At 56.8% G+C, this 16252-nt stretch carries 11 protein-coding genes and 1 pseudogene; 4 read left to right on the forward strand and 8 right to left on the reverse strand.

Translation table 11 applies throughout. From position 1 onward, the window contains the following. Nucleotides 1–3: 3 nt before the first annotated feature. Both KIH26_RS13750 and glpK read right to left on the reverse strand, forming a co-directional pair. Complete coding sequence (locus KIH26_RS13750; protein WP_213446212.1) at nucleotides 4–1566, reverse strand: glycerol-3-phosphate dehydrogenase/oxidase; 1563 nt, start codon at nucleotides 1564–1566, stop codon at nucleotides 4–6. A gap of 4 nt (nucleotides 1567–1570) precedes the next feature. Then, nucleotides 1571–3103 (reverse strand): glycerol kinase GlpK, encoded by a 1533-nt coding sequence (gene glpK / locus KIH26_RS13755; protein WP_213446213.1) that lies wholly within the window; start codon nucleotides 3101–3103, stop codon nucleotides 1571–1573. Nucleotides 3104–3192: 89 nt separating this feature from the next. Here glpK and proC point away from each other — a divergent pair, with 89 nt between their 5' ends. Next, the gene (gene proC / locus KIH26_RS13760) at nucleotides 3193–4011 is read left to right on the forward strand and encodes a pyrroline-5-carboxylate reductase (RefSeq protein ID WP_213446486.1); all 819 of its coding nucleotides are present in this window, start codon (nucleotides 3193–3195) and stop codon (nucleotides 4009–4011) included. On the opposite strand, the gene KIH26_RS13765 is transcribed toward proC, so the two are convergent. From KIH26_RS13765 to queC, 5 genes are all read right to left on the reverse strand, one after another. After that, nucleotides 4008–4640 carry a dioxygenase family protein gene (locus KIH26_RS13765; RefSeq protein WP_213446215.1) on the reverse strand — a complete coding sequence of 211 codons (633 nt, stop codon included), beginning with the start codon at nucleotides 4638–4640 and terminating at the stop codon, nucleotides 4008–4010. The genes proC and KIH26_RS13765 overlap by 4 nt on opposite strands. 55 nt (nucleotides 4641–4695) lie before the next feature. Further along, a complete protein-coding gene (locus KIH26_RS13770) occupies nucleotides 4696–5607 on the reverse strand; it encodes a DMT family transporter (RefSeq protein WP_213446217.1) in 912 nt (303 codons plus the stop codon). A 2-nt stretch (nucleotides 5608–5609) separates the two neighbouring features. After that, nucleotides 5610–6722: a phospholipase A gene (locus KIH26_RS13775; protein ID WP_249661295.1), complete on the reverse strand. Its 1113-nt coding sequence runs from the start codon at nucleotides 6720–6722 to the stop codon at nucleotides 5610–5612. After that, complete coding sequence (gene pdxH / locus KIH26_RS13780; RefSeq protein ID WP_213446221.1) at nucleotides 6719–7369, reverse strand: pyridoxamine 5'-phosphate oxidase; 651 nt, start codon at nucleotides 7367–7369, stop codon at nucleotides 6719–6721. The genes KIH26_RS13775 and pdxH overlap by 4 nt, the downstream gene beginning before the upstream one ends. Nucleotides 7370–7441: 72 nt before the next feature. Next, on the reverse strand, nucleotides 7442–8161 hold the full coding sequence (gene queC / locus KIH26_RS13785; protein ID WP_213446223.1) for a 7-cyano-7-deazaguanine synthase QueC: 720 nt from the start codon (nucleotides 8159–8161) through the stop codon (nucleotides 7442–7444). Nucleotides 8162–8290: 129 nt separating this feature from the next. Here queC and KIH26_RS17025 point away from each other — a divergent pair. Next, nucleotides 8291–8482, forward strand: a pseudogene (locus KIH26_RS17025) (TfoX/Sxy family protein); the annotation flags it as partial. A gap of 14 nt (nucleotides 8483–8496) precedes the next feature. Here KIH26_RS17025 and KIH26_RS17030 read toward each other — a convergent pair. Further along, nucleotides 8497–9048, reverse strand: a complete 552-nt coding sequence (locus KIH26_RS17030; RefSeq protein ID WP_249661296.1) for a DUF2917 domain-containing protein — start codon at nucleotides 9046–9048, stop codon at nucleotides 8497–8499. Nucleotides 9049–9152: 104 nt separating this feature from the next. Here KIH26_RS17030 and KIH26_RS13795 point away from each other — a divergent pair, with 104 nt between their 5' ends. Both KIH26_RS13795 and KIH26_RS13800 read left to right on the forward strand, forming a co-directional pair. Next, nucleotides 9153–10178, forward strand: a complete 1026-nt coding sequence (locus KIH26_RS13795; protein ID WP_213446227.1) for a LysR family transcriptional regulator — start codon at nucleotides 9153–9155, stop codon at nucleotides 10176–10178. A 99-nt stretch (nucleotides 10179–10277) separates the two neighbouring features. Next, the gene (locus KIH26_RS13800) at nucleotides 10278–16217 is read left to right on the forward strand and encodes an alpha-2-macroglobulin family protein (RefSeq protein WP_213446229.1); all 5940 of its coding nucleotides are present in this window, start codon (nucleotides 10278–10280) and stop codon (nucleotides 16215–16217) included. Nucleotides 16218–16252: the final 35 nt, after the last annotated feature.

Raw genomic sequence — 16252 nt, forward strand, 5'->3', positions numbered from 1 at the left:
GTCTTACTCTGGAAGCGTTGCGTATTGCTTGGCAAGCGCCAAGAATGCATCGCGCTGGGGATCAACGCCAGTTTCTTCTTGCAAGATCGTTGCCACGCTTTGCGCCATTTGTGCGGCGAGTTTGGCATCCAAGAAAAGCAAACGCGAGCGGCGAGCCAGCATGTCTTCTACGGTGCGGGCATATTCAAAGCGAGCGGCATAACGCACCATGGCTTCTGTGAGGCCGGGGCAGAGCTCATTCGCTGCGCCGGGCATGGCCTGTACTTTGACGGATTCATTGCCATACATGTGCAGGCCGGGCGCATCACTGATGCGCTTTTGCGTCGTGAGCGATCCCGCAAGCGGTAGCTTCACCGTCACAGCGCCTGGGCGTTGTGGCAGCAGCTTGGCTTCGAAGGCGTTGTCGAGCACATCTTCGGCCATAGCGCGGTAAGTCGTCCATTTACCACCCGTCACGGTGAGCAATCCTGATTTGCTCACAAGAATGGTGTGCTCGCGCGAAAGCTTCTTCGTGTTGCCACCATCTTCATCAGGTGGTTTGACCAGAGGCCGCAAGCCCACCCAAATAGATTTCACATCGCTGCGCTGCGGCGCGCGGGTGAGGTATTTCGCGGCTTCGCCCAAGATGAAACCTGTATCGTCTTTGAAAGCAGTAGGCTCGCGGGCGAGATCATCGCGTGGCGAATCTGTTGTGCCCAAAATCAATTTACCAAGCCATGGCACGATAAACAGCACGCGACCATCGGCTGTTTTGGGAATCAAGATCGCATGATCGGAAGGCATGAATTCGCGATCGACCACCAGATGCGTGCCTTGGCTGGGCGCGACCATGTTTTTCACAGGCCGCTTGGTTTGATCGCCATCCATCTGGCGGAATTCATCGACCCATACACCGGCTGCGTTGATCACGCAAGTGGCTTTTACGGAATAGCTCTGCCCAGTTTCTTTGTCTTGAACCTGCAGACCAGCTACTTTGCCGCCTTCGTGGATCAAGCCAGTTGCTGCGCAATAGTTGATGAGCAATGCACTGCGCTCAGCAGCGGTTTTGGCCAAAGCCAGAGCCAGACGTGCGTCATCAAACTGGCCATCCCAATACTTCACGCCACCAGTTAATCCGCTCTCTCGCGCATTGGGCAAGAGCTTCAAGGTCTCACTGCGGTTTAAAAATTCTGTGCGTCCTAAGCCTGCTTTGCCAGCCAGCAAGTCATACATCTTGAGGCCGATGCCATAAAACGGTGCTTGCCACCATGCGTAGCTAGGCATCACAAAAGGCAAGGGCTGTGCGATGTGCGGCGCGTTGGCCAACAAGGTGGTGCGCTCATGCAGTGCTTCGCGCACAAGGCTGATATTGCCCTGCGCGAGATATCGCACGCCGCCATGGACCAGCTTTGTGGCACGAGAAGATGTGCCTTTGGCGAAATCATGACTTTCAAAGAGCACCACTTTGAAGCCGCGCGCTGCGGCATCAAGAGCCACGCCCAATCCAGTCGCACCGCCGCCAATGATGGCGATATCAAAACTGGCGGTGCTTGTCAGTTGTGCGAATAAGTCTTGCCGAGATGTCATGGCTCTATTGTGCCCAGCCTTTTGATCGTTCTAGAGCTTCGCGCCAGCGTGTAATTTTTGTATGTCGCTGCGATGCAGACATTCGAGGTTCAAAGCGGCGATCCATTTGCCATTGCGCGCTGATCTCGCTCGCATTTTTCCAATAGCCGGTAGCCAAACCAGCCAAGTAAGCAGCGCCCAATGCGGTGGTCTCTGTCACTTTGGGGCGCACAACAGGCACGCCAAGAAAATCCGCTTGCATTTGCATCAGAAGATTATTGGCACATGCGCCACCATCAACACGCAACTCTTTGAGCGCGATACCACTGTCTGCACGCATCGCATCAAACACATCGGCGCTTTGTAGTGCTATCGCTTCTAGCGCGGCGCGAGCGATATGCGCGCGCGTTGTGCCGCGCGTCATGCCCACCATGGTGCCGCGTGCGTAGCTGTCCCAATGCGGTGTGCCTAGGCCTGCGAAAGCGGGCACGAGATACATATCGCCCGTATCTTCTACACTGCCCGCCAAAGCCTCCACATCTGAAGCTGATTGGATCATCCCCAGACCATCGCGCAGCCACTGAACCGTTGCGCCGCCCATAAAGACCGAGCCTTCAAGCGCATAGGCCGCCGCTGCCTTGGCAGGCCCTTGCCATGCGACCGTCGTGAGCAGCTTATTTTTGCTCGACACAGCCGATGTGCCCGTGTTCATCAGCATGAAGCAGCCTGTGCCGTAGGTGTTTTTCGCCATGCCCGGTGCAAAGCAGGCTTGGCCGAAAGTGGCCGCTTGCTGATCGCCTGCGATGCCAGCGATCGGGATTTCTTGTCCGAGCAGTGAAGCATCCGTCATGCCGACGATACCGCTCGATGGCATGACTTTAGGCAACACAGCGCGCGGGATGTTAAAGAGTTTGAGCAGCTCGTCATCCCATTGCCCTGTGTGAATATTGAGCAGCAAGGTGCGTGAAGCATTGCTCGCATCCGTGACATGCAAGGCTTTGTGTGCTGATGCCGCGCTGTGGCCACCCGTGAGTTTGTAAATCAGCCAACTGTCGATCGTGCCAAAGCACAAATCGCCCTTCTCTGCGCGCTGGCGTGCACCGGGGATGTTGTCCAACAGCCATGCGAGCTTCGTGCCTGAAAAATACGCATCGAGCACCAGCCCCGTCTTGCGTTGAATCAGCGCGGCCTTGCCTGCTTTGCGCAGGGCATCGCAGGCGGGTGCAGTGCGGCGGTCTTGCCAGACGATGGCGTTGGCCAGCGGCTTGCCGGTGGCGCGTTCCCACAGCACGGTGGTTTCACGTTGATTGGTAATTGCTATCGAATTGATAGCTGTTTGCGCAGATTTTACGCCGGCGACATGGAGTTTTTGCTTTAAATTTTGCAGCGTAGCCAGCTGTGATGCCCAGATCTCTTGGGCATCGTGCTCCACCCAGCCCGGTTGCGGAAAGATCTGTTGGAACTCTTGCTGGGCGCTTGCGACGGGTGTGCCCGCCTGATCAAACGCGATGCTGCGCGAGCTGGTGGTACCTTGGTCAAGAGAGATGATGATGCTCATGTATCTAGCGTAGCGCAAATGCGTTGGATTGGCTTTATGGCAAACCAGAATTCATCTAGAGCTATGTCGGTACACTTATCAGCATGAATATGACCTCTCTCTCTGAAAAAATCGGCTTTATTGGTGGCGGCAATATGGCCAGCGCCATCATCGGTGGCCTGCGCCGCCAAGGCATGGCGGCTGAGCAATTCATCGTGCTAGAGCCTTACGCGCCGCGACGCGAGAAGCTTCTGTCTGATTTTGGCATCCATGCCCTAGAAAAGTCCAGTAACGCGCTGGCTCAAGCGCAACAGATCGTGTGGGCGGTGAAGCCACAAACATTTCGTGAAGCTGCCGCGCAAGTGGCAGACCACACCCAACAAGCTTTGCACCTCAGTGTGATGGCAGGCATCACATCCACCAGCATGGCGCAGCAGCTGTCCACACAGCGCATCGTGCGCGCCATGCCCAACACGCCTGCATTGATTGGTAAAGGTATCGCAGGCCTCTTCGCGCGCGCGGCGGTGAGCGCGTCGGATAAGTTAAGCATTGAGGCCTTGATTGCCACCACAGGAGAGTATCTGTGGGTCACGGATGAAAGCCATCTGGATGCAGTCACAGCGCTCTCAGGCTCCGGTCCAGCGTATGTCTTTTTCTTCATCGAGGCCATGATGCGTGCAGGGCAAAGCATGGGGCTCACCGAAGGCCAATCCCGCGCTTTGGCGCAAAGCACTTTCGCTGGCGCTGCGGAATTGGCGCGACAATCGCCCGAGAGCCCCGAGGTGCTGCGCCAGCGCGTCACCTCCAAAGGCGGTACAACTTATGCTGCCATCACCTCGATGCAAGACAGCTTGGTTGGCCAGCGTTTCGAGCAGGCCTTGCGCGCCGCTGGCGCACGCGCAGCTGAATTGGGCCGCGAGTTTGGTTAGGTCTTCACCACAATACCAAATTCTGCCTGCCAGCCATCGGAGCCGCGCGTAAACGCTGCCTCGAGCAAGCTGCGATCAGCACCCAATGAGCGGGTGAGGAAGTCTCTCGCATTCGATGCGTCACCAGCCACATACATTTGCGTGGTCAGCAACTCGCGTGAGCCGAGCTTGATTTTCATGTGAATATGTGGGGGTCTGCCGGTGTAAGGCACTGGCTTGATGGTGCGAAAACGGTAGCGCCCATCCGCGCCGACCTGCACTTTTCCAAAGCCCTGAAACGCCATCGGCGCATTGCCAGAAGAGCGGCTGTGGCGATACACACCCTCATGATCGCATTGCCAAATCTCTACCAGCGCGCCTGAGACGGGCTTGCCATCCATATCACTGACCACACCGCTGACCCAAGCGCTTTGCCCAGCCGTGTAAGCCACCCTACCGTTTTTCAGTAAATCGGCATCCGCATCTTGCATCTGCTGATCCGGATAAAACGGCCCTTCGGATTGCGAGGGCGTGAGCTTACGAGATGTTTGGGCTATGGCCGCTTGTAGCAACAAGGTCGGCAATACAACCGAGCTGGCGGCCAGTGCAGAGAGCTTCAGAGCAGAGCGGCGGGCAATCGTCGTGGTCATGATCGGCTTTCTTTGAATCAGAACAATTCAGACCATCGCTTACGAGCTAAAGTTCCTAGGCTGATTTCGGACTGAGTGATGCCAAATACAGCCCCGGCAAGATCAGCGCCGCGCCTATCGCATGATACGCACTCACTGCCTCGCCCAGCACCGCCCAACCCAGCAGCGCGCCATACAGCGGCCCCATGTAAAGCGCCATGGCCGTGCGCGCCGCGCCGAGAGATTTTTGTGCTGCACCATAAGCCCAGTAAGCTAATGCACCAGGCAAAAGACCTGATGCAACAATCAAAGCAAACGATTTCCAGCCCCAGAGAGTTTGCGTCAGAGGTAAGTCGCTCATGGCCTCGATCACTGTGAAGGGCAGCAACACGATACAGCCGCCAATGGCTGTCAGCACGAGTCGCGCCATGGGGGAAAAATCTGTCGGCCATCTCTTCATGAGTAACGCGTACCCAGCCCAGCTGAATGCGCAAGCCAAAATCCACAAATCGCCTGCTACAAAGCGCACAGCGAGCAAATTTCCCCATTGCCCTTTGATCACCACATGCACCAAGCCAGCCATGGCTAACGCAATCCCCAGCCATTGGATGCCACGCAGCTTTTCATGCAACCATACCGAGGCACAGAGTACGATGAAAGCGGGCGAGAGTGAATAGATCAGTGCGATATTGGTAGCGCTGGTGGAGCGCGCACCGATATAGACCCATGCGCCGCAGACCCACATGCCAAGCGCGCCCAGCACCAGGTAATGCCAAGCGTTTTTCAAAATCAAATGGCGCTTAGCTTTGAGTTCGGCAAAGGCAAACACACCCAGCACACATGCAGCGAGCGCCCAGCGCCCAAGCGCGAGCATGTGCGGCGCAATCTCACCGGGCGCAAGGCGAGCAACGAGATAGTTCACTGACCAAAGTGCAGGGGTGAGCAGCAACAATACAAAGGCCAAACGCTCCGAGGTTTTCGGTCCCATGCTCACCAATCCACCAAACTCAAGCCCACGCTGAGCACGGTGCGGTTGCGGTTGTAATCGATCAAGCTGTCGCCATAGCCTGAGAAGAGTTGTGTATGAAAACGCAGGCCGCTGTTGGCTGCGCCCAGGCTGCGCAGATACTCCAAGCGCACCGAGCCACGGCCTTCTTTACGCATGCTGTGGCGCACCGTCATGCCCAAAGTGTGTGTGCGCAGATCAGCGCCAGAGCCGCTGTCAAAGCTCCATCTGCCCGCAAATTCTGCTCGGCCAACAAAGTTGCTGATATCGGGGTTATCGTCTTTACCGGCACTCTCCGGCAAGCGTTGCCAGCCCTTGACTTGCAGGGTGAAGTGATTGCCTTGGCTCGTGATCTTGTCGGCAGCGGCCATCACATACACGCGATTCCAACTGCGCGAGAGCGGCAAGCTCTGCCCGTTGGACTGATGCACGATGCCCGCGCCGCTCATGCGATAAGTGAAGCCCCCTGGAAGAGGGCGGTTGTGGCCAAAGACATAGATCAGCTCAGGCTCATGATCGGTTGAGCGGAAGGGACGGGAAATCGTCCCGTTGAAAAGCTGCCAATAACTTTGCTGCGAATAGCCAAACCAAATGGAATCCGAGAGCGGCTGATCCGCGCGGTGCAATAGGCCGCTGGCTAATTTTGTGCGAACACTCAAGTTGATCTTCATCTCACTGGGGCTGTAGGCCACAGCGCTGGCCGGCGAGCCGTTTGTGGGTGAGCTAGGCAAAGTGTTCACCTGGCTGGCACCAACGACCGACAAGCTCACTGGGCGGTAGCCGCGCAATTGAAAAGTGTCTCGTGCACTGGCTTTTTCTAAATCCCAAAACCGCATGATCTCGCTGGGCTGAATGGCGGCACGCCCGGTGTTGGTCAGTTCAATCACCGGCGCGATCACTGGATTCGGGGTTTGTGCAGGTGTTGGCGTCACAACGGCTGTTGGTATCGCGCTTTGCTGTTGAGCCCAATTGTCATAGCAGGCCAAGCGAGCCGTACTCTCGGCAATCGTTTGGCAAGCCAAGGGCGCGACGGCCATTTGCGCTTGTACAGCTGCAGCGCAGCAGGTGGCGGCCAAGGCGGTGAGTTTGATTTTCATGGTGCCAGTCGCTCCATATTCCATTGCCCACGGGCATCCACCGCATAAGCCAAACGATCGTGCAGGCGATTTCGACGGCCTTGCCAGAATTGCCAGCGATCTGGGATGAGGCGGTAGCCACCCCAATCTGCGGGGCGCATTGGGTTCTCGCCGTGCTCTTTCGCCACGACTGATGCGCGATCATCGAGCCATTGGCGGCTGGCCACGACTTGGCTTTGCGGACTGGTGATCGCGCTGATGCGGCTGGCCAGTGGACGACTGTTGAAATAAGCATCAGACTCTTCCGCACTCATCTTTTCTACACGCCCTTCGATGCGTACGGTGCGCTCCAGCTCCACCCAGTGAAACTGCAGCGCTGCGAATGGATTGCCAGCAAGCTCTGTGCCCTTACGTGAGCCATAGCTCGTGAACCAGCTAATGCCTCGTTCGTCATAGCCTTTGATCAACACGATGCGGGTCGAGGGGCGTAGATCAGAGCCAACGGTGGCGAGCGTCATCGCGTTCGGCTCTGGGCATTGCGCTTTCACAGCATCTTGCAGCCAGACATCGAATTGCTTGAGCGGGTCAGTGTTCGCATGCGATTCCAGCAGCTCGCCTCGCTCGTAGTTTTTGCGCCAATCGGCGATGGAGGAAGTAGGTGTGTTCATGATGTGTTTTTAAAGCAAAATCGGCATATCGCCGGCATAGAATCTGCGCAGAGTGCTATTATATTTATAGTATTAATGAGAAGCACGCCACTGCTGCCAACCTTTCGCGCGCAGCTCACACGCCGGGCATTGACCACAGCCGTAGCCCCATTCATGACGATGGGTTCGTTCGCCGAGGTAGCAAGTATGGGTGTGTTCTTGGATGAGCGTAATGAGCTTGTCGCCGCCGAGCGTGTGAGCGAGTTGCCAAGTCTGCGCCTTATCAATCCACATCAGCGGCGTTTCGATCAAGAGGCGTTTATCCATGCCGAGCGATAAAGCGAGCTGCATCGCTTTCATCGTATCGTCGCGACAATCAGGATAGCCCGAGAAATCGGTTTCGCACACACCTGTCACGAGCACGTCTGTGCCTCTGCGGTAGGCGAGTGCGCCCGCGAGTGTGAGGAAGAGCAGATTGCGGCCAGGCACAAACGTGTTAGGCAGGCCAGTGGCTTCCATCTTGAAGGCCATGTCGCGCGTGAGCGATGTCTCGCTCACTTGGCCGAGTACGTTCACATCCAGCAAATGATCGTCGCCAAGCTTCGCTGCCCATTGCGGGTACTCTGCTTTGATCTCGCGCAACACCACCAGCCGCGCGTCCAGCTCCACACGATGGCGCTGCCCATAGTCAAAGCCCAAGGTCTCAACGCGTTCAAAGCGTTGCAAAGCCCACACCAGACAAGTGGTGGAGTCTTGCCCGCCAGAAAATAAAACCAGTGCCGCTTGGCGCGTGGGAGGAGTGATGACGCTCATGTTGCAATTATCGTGGGGATACTTATGATTGCGGCCATGCCCGCAAAAACACCCTCGGCTATTCCTCGGCAATTTGCAGACTATTGCTGCGACCTGCTTTCCACCCAAGGCGCATGTTTGCCCAAACGCATGTTTGGCGGTTGGAGTATTTCTATCGAGGGCATGACGCTGGCCATCATTGCGAATGTGGGTAGCGGAGAGAAGCTCTGGCTTAAGGGCGACGATGTTGTCCGCGCCCGCTTTGAAGCCGCCGGCTGCGAACGATTCACCTATCAGATGAAAGACCGGCTCGCCTCCATGGGCTACTACACCGCCCCCGAAGAGGCGATGGATTCTCAAGATGCCATGCGACCTTGGGCGCGGTTGGCATTGGAATGTGCGGTGCGGGCGAGAGCTGCGAAGCCTATTCCTAAACCGCGCGCCAAGCCAGCGACCAAAGCTGTCGCCAAACCCACCAAGCCGCGAGCGGCTAAATCTGCCGCGCCACGCAAATCTCGCAAAGCCTGAGCAGCTTGGCTTAAACCAACTTCAGCAGCCATCTCATCAACGCCGCCTCGAAGCTGGCTCCGCTCTCGCTGGGCAGGCATCACAGGCTGCCAATCAAACTTGACTTGGCCATCGCGCCGCATGCTTTCCATCACCACGCGGCTACCCGCAGGCGCAGTGAGTTGCTCACCCGCCGCCAAGAAGTAATCGCAGCCATCATTGATCGTCACCCAAGCGCTGCCGCAGGTGATGCGGATGCTGCTCTCCGTCTTCGGGCGCAGCGCCAAGGCCTGTGCGGGCGCGAGTACGAATGCACCTGCGCGAGCAAAAGATGGATTCGCACGAGTGCTCATGCAAGCGGCAGCATATTGAGAAACAGAGATTGATGCGATTTCAGCCATGATTTTCTCCTTCAATGGACATGAATGATGCACTTCCATCTCTTGACAGTCCAATGAATTCGCGCCACACTATTATTGTGATTAACGCATGAATGAGAAACACCATGTTGCACTCCCAAACCCATTTACGCACTCGCCCCATCGGCGCCGGCAATCTGCGTGCTTTTGAAGCCGTGGCTCGGCATTTGAATTTTCGCGCTGCCGCCGAAGAAATGGCGCTCACGCAAAGCGCTGTCTCCCGCCAAATCCAATCCTTAGAAGAAGAAGTGGGTACTAACCTTTTCAATCGTCACACCCGCAGCGTCGAGCTCACCGCCGCAGGCATGGGTTTGCTCGGCGCAGTGGCTCCCAGCCTAGAGCGAATCGACAGCAGTGTGCGCCAAATTCGCACCAGTGTGGGCAGAAAGCATGTGGCCCTCACTACTTTTGCATCTTTCGCATCAATGTGGCTGATTCCACGCCTGGAAGCTTTTCAAAAAGATGCGCCCGATATCGATTTCCGCATTGATGCGTCAGACGTATCGGTGGATATGGAGACGGCTGATGTGGATGTGGCACTGCGCTACGGGCCTGCACGCAGCATGCCCGCGCACGCCATCCGCCTCTTCGGCGAGCAGCTCACGCCCGCCGCCAGCCCCTGGCTCTTGAAAAGCGAAGTCAAAATCAAAAGCCCCGCAGACTTTGCCAATTTCACCTTGATCGAAGCCGGCGATGCCCACAGCACGCATCTGGAATGGCTCAGCTGGCGTCGCTGGTTTGACAGGCAAGTCGAGCAAAACCCAAGCGATAAGCGGCTTGTGAAAATCGCCCCCAAGCGCTGGCTCTATTTCAACTACGCTTACCAAATGGCGCAAGCCGCGCTCAGTGGCCAAGGCGTTGTACTCGCCCGCACGCCCCTCGTGGCCGAACAACTCGCACGCGGCGATCTGGTCGAAATCTTGCCCAAACTGCGCATGGATTCCCCCATGGCCTTCTGGCTCGTCCTCTCCCCCCGCCAAAGAAGCATCAGTACAGCCCGCCCAGAAGTCACTGCCTTTTGCAACTGGCTCAAAAGCCAAGCGCAGGAAACGCGCAGGCTGATTGGCGAAGTGCCAGAAAGTGATGTGGAGACAGGCTCGCTAGACGATTAGCCTCAGCACCAGGCTTGAGCTCAGCCTCAGATGGTGACCAAGCGTATCTTTGTGCCCAAGTCTGCTCCATTCATGTAATCTCTCATCACGAGGGCATACATGCAAAACAAACAACACTCTGGATACGTGCGCCGGCTGATCGCTTGCGCTATGTTGAGCTGCACAGCAGCTCAGGCTCTGCAAATCACCAGTCTGTCGCCGCAAGGCGAGGTGGCGCAGATTCGGCAAGTCGTCATCAAGTTTGACGAAGCGGCCGTGAATTTTGGTGATCCACGTGCTGCTGCACCCGCCACACTGTCTTGCAGCGATTCGCAAGCCAGCAAAGGCAATGGCCGCTGGACGAGCGAGCGTGAGTGGGTGTATGAGCTGGAGCAGGATCTGTCTGCCGGTGTACGTTGCACCGTGGCCGTGAATTCAAGCTTCCAATCGCCTGCTGGGCGGCGTATTTCAAGCGCAAGCAGCTATGCTTTTAATAGTGGCGGGCCTTTCGTGAAGCGCATCTGGCCTTATGAAGGTCAACGCATCGATGAAGAGCAGATTTTTGTGCTGCAACTCAGTGGCGCGGTGGATCCCGCCACCTTGAATGGCAATCTTTGGTGCAATGTGCAGGGCTTGGGTGAGCGTGTGCCTTTCAAAATGGTGGAGGGCGGTGCGCGCACGGAGGTGCTTAAAAGCTTGGGATTGACCAAAGCGGCGGAGCGCGATCCCCAGCGCATTCTCGCGCTGCAGTGCAATCGCCGCTTGAGCGCAGATGCTCGTGTCTCGCTCGTCTATGGCAAAGGCATCTCTACGCCGAATGTGCGTGGCACCGTCGTGCCGAATACGGTGGAAAAGCGCTTTGATTTCCAAGTGCGTCAACCGTTCACGGCAAGTTTCAGTTGCGAGCGTGAGAATGCACAGAGCGCTTGCTTACCCATCATGCCGATGAGTTTGCGCTTCTCTAGCCCGATCACGCGCAAGATGGCGCAGCGCATTGTGCTCAAAGGTGGCTCCAAGAGCATCAAGCCAAGCCTAGAAGATGGCGCTGCCGATGATGCGATTCAAAACCTTCAATTCAAACCGCCACTTCCTGAGGAGACCGAGCTACACATTGAGCTGCCCAGTGGTTTTACGGATGCCTCTGGTCGCACGCTGAACAATGCCGATAGCTTTCCGCTCAAAACACGCACCGCCGGCCCGCCACCGCTGGCCAAGTTTGCGGCGAGCAGTTTTGGTGTGATTGAGCGTTTTGCTGAGCCCGGCTCGGAGAAGACGGCGACACTGGCTTTGCTGCCCGTGACCTTGCGCAACGTTGAGCAGTCGTTGCCGGTGAAAGCCGTGAGTGTGGGCAGCAATCCACGCAGACAAGCAGGCGAGATCAGTGATTTGCTACTCAAAGACGATGCTTCCATCATCGAGTGGTACCGCAAAGTGCAACACGCGAACAACACCAACCGTGAATCGCGCGAAACGCCTTTGCTGGGTAAAGGCGTGACGACACGCGCATTGGAGTTGCCTAAACCTGAAGGCGCAGACGCTGGCAAGGGCAGGCCGTTTGAAGTGGTCGGCGTGCCGCTCTCTCCGGGCTTTCATGTGGTGGAGATTGCTTCGCAACGTTTGGGTGAAGCGCTGCTGGATGAGAAGCTCGGCAAAGATCGCAAGATGTATGTGCGCACCTCGGCCTTGGTGACCAATCTCGGTGTGCATTTCAAACTCGGCCGAGAAAACTCTTTGGCTTGGGTGACGACGCTGGATAAAGCCAAAGTGGTGGCAGGTGCTGAAGTTCGAGTGTCTAACTGCGCAGGCAAGCTGATCGCCAGCGGAAAAACCAATGAGCAAGGTGTGGCCACACTCACTGGCATTGACCCAACTGCACCCCCCTGCCCGAAAGTGGGCAAATATGATTCAGGTGATCGCGCCTATTTCGTGAGTGCGCGCCACACGGGTGCAGATGGCGTGGCTGATATGGCTTTTACTTGGAGCGATTGGCAAAAAGGCATTGAGCCATGGCGTTTCAACATGCGTACCTCATCGCAAAGCCAGCCAGATGATGCCGCGCATACGATTTTGGATCGCAGCTTATTCCGTGCAGGCGAGACGGTGGGCATGAAGCATCTGCTGCGCACCCTGATTGGCTCTGGTTTCGGCATCAAATCTGAGCAAGATACGCCCGATCAAATGAGTATCACGCATGTTGGCTCAGGCACAGTGTTCAAGCAACCTCTGTTGTGGCGCAAGACGGCGACTGGTGGGCTCACCAGTGAAAGCAGTTTTGCTATTCCACCGGCAGCCAAGCTCGGCGTGTATGAAATCAGCCTCTCGCGTAAGGCGCAGCAGCGCGATGCAAGAAGCTACAACACCACGCAATTCCGAGTCGAGGAATTCCGCTTGCCTGTGCTGGAAGGCAGCATCGTGCCGACAGATAAAAAACCTTTGGTGAATGCGGCCACCTTGCCCACGTCTGTGCAGATCAACTACGTCGCAGGCGGGCCGGCGAGCAATCTGCCTGTGCGCGTCTCAGCCATGGTGCGCGGTAAATATTTAAGCTACCCAGATTTTGAGGCCTACAGCTTCGAAGCTCCACGCAAGCGTGATGCACAGGAATCAGGGGAAGAAGGTGAAGAGGCTGTGAGCCCACGAGATAACAAACTCATTGCCGACAAACTGCCCATCACGCTCGATAAAAACGGTGGCGGCAAACTCACGCTAGAACAACTCCCCCAAGCCAAGCAGCCACAAGACATCGTACTGGAAGCAACGTACGCTGATCCAAATGGCGAAATCCAAACTATCCGCTCAACGCAAACCCTCTGGCCAGCATCCGTGGTGGCCGGCATCCGCACCGAAGGCTGGGCATCTGCGAGCCAGAAAATCAAATTCCAAGCCCTAGCGCTGGATCTCGCTGGTAAGCCGCAGTCTGGTGTGAAGCTCGAAGTGCAGGCCATCGCACGCATCACCACCACCAGCCGCAAGCGCATGGTGGGCGGCTTCTACAGCTACGACAACAAAACCGAAATCAAAGACCTCGGCAAAGTCTGCGATGGTAAAAGCGACTCGCGTGGGCTCTTGCTCTGCGATACGAAGCTGGGTCAAGCCGGTGAAATTGATCTCATCGTGACTGCGACCGATAAAGATGGCAACAGCATCCAAGCTGCCAGCAGCGTATGGGTCACCAAGCAAGGCGAGCTGTGGTTTGGCGGCGAGGATCATGATCGTATTGATCTGCTGCCCGAGAAGAAAAATTACCAAGCGGGCGAGACAGCCAAGCTGCAAGTGCGCATGCCCTTCCGTTTCGCCACGGCGCTCGTCACATTGGAGCGAGAAGGCGTGTTGCAACACCGCATCGTGCAGCTCAACGGACAAGACCCAACCATTGAACTGAAGATTGATGAGGCGTGGACACCGAATGTGTACGTCTCAGCCCTCGTGCTGCGCGGGCGCTTGCGTGAAGTGCCTTGGTACAGCTTTTTCAGCTGGGGCTATAAAGCGCCGCGTGAGTGGTGGAATGCGTTTTGGGTAGAGGGGCAGGAATACTCAGCGCCCACAGCCTTGGTGGATTTGAGCAAGCCAGCGTTTCGCCTCGGGGTGGCCGAGCTGCGCGTGGGCAGCAAAGCGCATGCGCTCGATGTGAAAGTGGTGGCTGATAAAGAGAGCTACCCCGTGCGCGGCACAGCGAAAGTGACGATCAGCGCCAAGCTGCCCGATGGCAAACCAGCTGCGAATGCAGAAGTGGCCTTAGCAGCCGTGGATCAAGCTTTGCTCGAACTCTCAGGCAACGAAACCTGGGATCTGCTCGAAGCCATGCTCCAGCCTCGCGCATGGGGTGTAGAAACCTCCACAGCCCAAATGGAAATCATTGGCCGAAGGCATTACGGGCGCAAGGCTGTGCCTGCGGGTGGCGGTGGCGGGAAATCTCAAACACGCGAACTGCTCGATACCTTGCTGGTGTGGAATCCGAAAGTGCAGCTCGATGCGAATGGTCAAGCTACAGTGAATGTGCCGCTCAATGATGCCATCACGAGTTTCAAAATCGTTGCAGTGGCTGATCACGGCACAGGCCGTTTCGGCACAGGGCAGACCACGATCAAGGCCACGCAAGATTTGCAAATCATCAGCGGCTTGCCGCCTCTCGTGCGTGAAGGTGATGAGTTCCGCGCGCAGCTGACTTTGCGCAACACGACGAAAGCAGCAATGAAAGTAGATGTGAGCCCGCGCGCTGCGCTGCTGGAATTGAAGAGCCAGTCCATCGACATTCCAGCGGGTGAATCGCGTGAAGTAGCTTGGAATGTGGTTGCACCGCCGCAGTTGGCGCTCAGCCGCTTTGAAGCGATTTTGTGGGAGATTGAAGCCAAAGACTCTGTGGCTGGCGCGCGCGATGCACTCAAAGCACGCCAGCGCATCGTGCCTGCTGTGCCTGTGACGGTGCAGCAAGCCACTCTCGTGCAGCTCGATGGCGCTTACTCGCTAGATGCTGCGTGGCCAGCAGGTGCGATTGAAGGGCGAGGTGGCTTGAAGCTTGCGCTGCAACCGAAGCTCGCTGAAGGTATGCCAGGCGTACGCGATTATTTTGCGCAGTACCCCTTCATCTGCTTGGAGCAAAAAACCAGTAAATCTGTGGGTCTGCGCGATGCCAAGCTTTGGCAAACCGTGGCAGCACAAATTCCTACGTATCTCGATAGTGATGGTCTCGCTAATTATTTCCCACCGCGACAAGGCGACGCCAATCGCGGCAGCGACGTGCTCACTGCTTATTTGCTTTCAGCGACGCATGAGGCCGCTGGTTTGAACGCAGCCTTCACCATTCCTGATGAATCCCGCGCCAAGATGGAAGCGGGCTTGCTCGCTTTTGTGGAAGGCAAGATCCAGCGCGATTTTTGGAGCCCACGCAAAGATTTGGATATGCGCAAAATCGCAGCGCTTGAAGCTCTCTCGCGTTTCGGTAGAGCTCAAGGCCGCATGGTGGGCAGCATCACGATTGCGCCGAATCAATGGCCTACGCATACCGTGATTGATTGGCTACAAATTTTGCAACGCGTGCGTGATGTGCCTAAGCGCGATGAGCGCTTGGCAGAAGCGCAGCAAATCTTGCGTGCCCGCCTGTCTTACCAAGGCACCAAGCTCATCTTCAGCACAGAGAAGGATGACTACTGGTGGTGGCTGATGCAAAGCGGTGATGTGAACACAGCACGCTTGATTCTCGCTGTGATGAATGAGCCGAGCTGGAAAGACGATATGCCGCGCCTAGCCAATGGCTTCATCAGCCGCCAGCAACGTGGCGCATGGCTCACGACGACGGCGAATTTGTGGGGCGGAATCGCCTTAGAGAAATTCTCTGCGGCGTTTGAAGCCACGCCAGTTGCTGGTAGCACCCGCGCAGTCATGGGTGCAGGCAATGCGGCTGTGGACTGGGCTCGCGTGGAGCGCATCACCGCTAGTGATACAACTGGCGCACCCAACCAAGCCACGATGTTCGGTGCGCCCGCTTCTCCTGGCAACTTGCGCAACAACAGCATGATGCTGGCTTGGGGCAAAGAAGCCAAAGATACCTTGAGCGTCACCCACCAAGGCACAGGCAAGCCATGGCTCACGATTCAATCGCTCGCTGCAGTACCGCTCACTACGCCGTTCAACGCAGGCTATCAGGTGAAGAAAACCATCACCGCAGTAGAACAAGCCACAGCTGGCAAATACTCGCGCGGCGATGTGCTGCGCGTGAGCGTAGAAGTGATCGCAAGCGCTGATATGACTTGGGTGGCGGTGACTGACCCCATCCCCGGCGGCGCAACGATTCTGGGTGGCGGCTTGGGGCGCGATTCAGCCATTGCCACCAGCGGCGAGCGTGCAGCAGGTAACGCATGGCCCGCTTTCGAAGAGCGCAGCTTCGAAGCCTTCCGCGCTTACTACGAGTACGTGCCCAAGGGCAGCTTCAAGTTTGAATACACGATTCGGCTGAACAACGTGGGTGATTTCGCTTTGCCACCGACGAGGGCAGAGGCGATGTACGCGCCGGAGATGTTTGGCGAAACGCCGAATGCTCGGGTCCGAGTGGAAGCCAAGTAATGTTGGCGTGCATAGATATGAACACAAAAGACGCA

This window comes from Variovorax sp. PCZ-1 (assembly GCF_018413605.1).
Lineage (GTDB): Bacteria > Pseudomonadota > Gammaproteobacteria > Burkholderiales > Burkholderiaceae_C > JANMDU01.

Bases quoted from the DNA above. Each gene is read 5' to 3' on its own strand.
- KIH26_RS13750 (WP_213446212.1), bottom strand. From the start codon at position 1,566: ATGACATCTCGGCAAGACTTATTCGCACAACTGACAAGCACCGCCAGT.
- glpK (WP_213446213.1), bottom strand. From the start codon at position 3,103: ATGAGCATCATCATCTCTCTTGACCAAGGTACCACCAGCTCGCGCAGC.
- proC (WP_213446486.1), top strand. From the start codon at position 3,193: ATGACCTCTCTCTCTGAAAAAATCGGCTTTATTGGTGGCGGCAATATG.
- KIH26_RS13765 (WP_213446215.1), bottom strand. From the start codon at position 4,640: ATGACCACGACGATTGCCCGCCGCTCTGCTCTGAAGCTCTCTGCACTG.
- KIH26_RS13770 (WP_213446217.1), bottom strand. From the start codon at position 5,607: ATGGGACCGAAAACCTCGGAGCGTTTGGCCTTTGTATTGTTGCTGCTC.
- KIH26_RS13775 (WP_249661295.1), bottom strand. From the start codon at position 6,722: ATGAAAATCAAACTCACCGCCTTGGCCGCCACCTGCTGCGCTGCAGCT.
- pdxH (WP_213446221.1), bottom strand. From the start codon at position 7,369: ATGAACACACCTACTTCCTCCATCGCCGATTGGCGCAAAAACTACGAG.
- queC (WP_213446223.1), bottom strand. From the start codon at position 8,161: ATGAGCGTCATCACTCCTCCCACGCGCCAAGCGGCACTGGTTTTATTT.
- KIH26_RS17030 (WP_249661296.1), bottom strand. From the start codon at position 9,048: ATGGCTGAAATCGCATCAATCTCTGTTTCTCAATATGCTGCCGCTTGC.
- KIH26_RS13795 (WP_213446227.1), top strand. From the start codon at position 9,153: ATGTTGCACTCCCAAACCCATTTACGCACTCGCCCCATCGGCGCCGGC.
- KIH26_RS13800 (WP_213446229.1), top strand. From the start codon at position 10,278: ATGCAAAACAAACAACACTCTGGATACGTGCGCCGGCTGATCGCTTGC.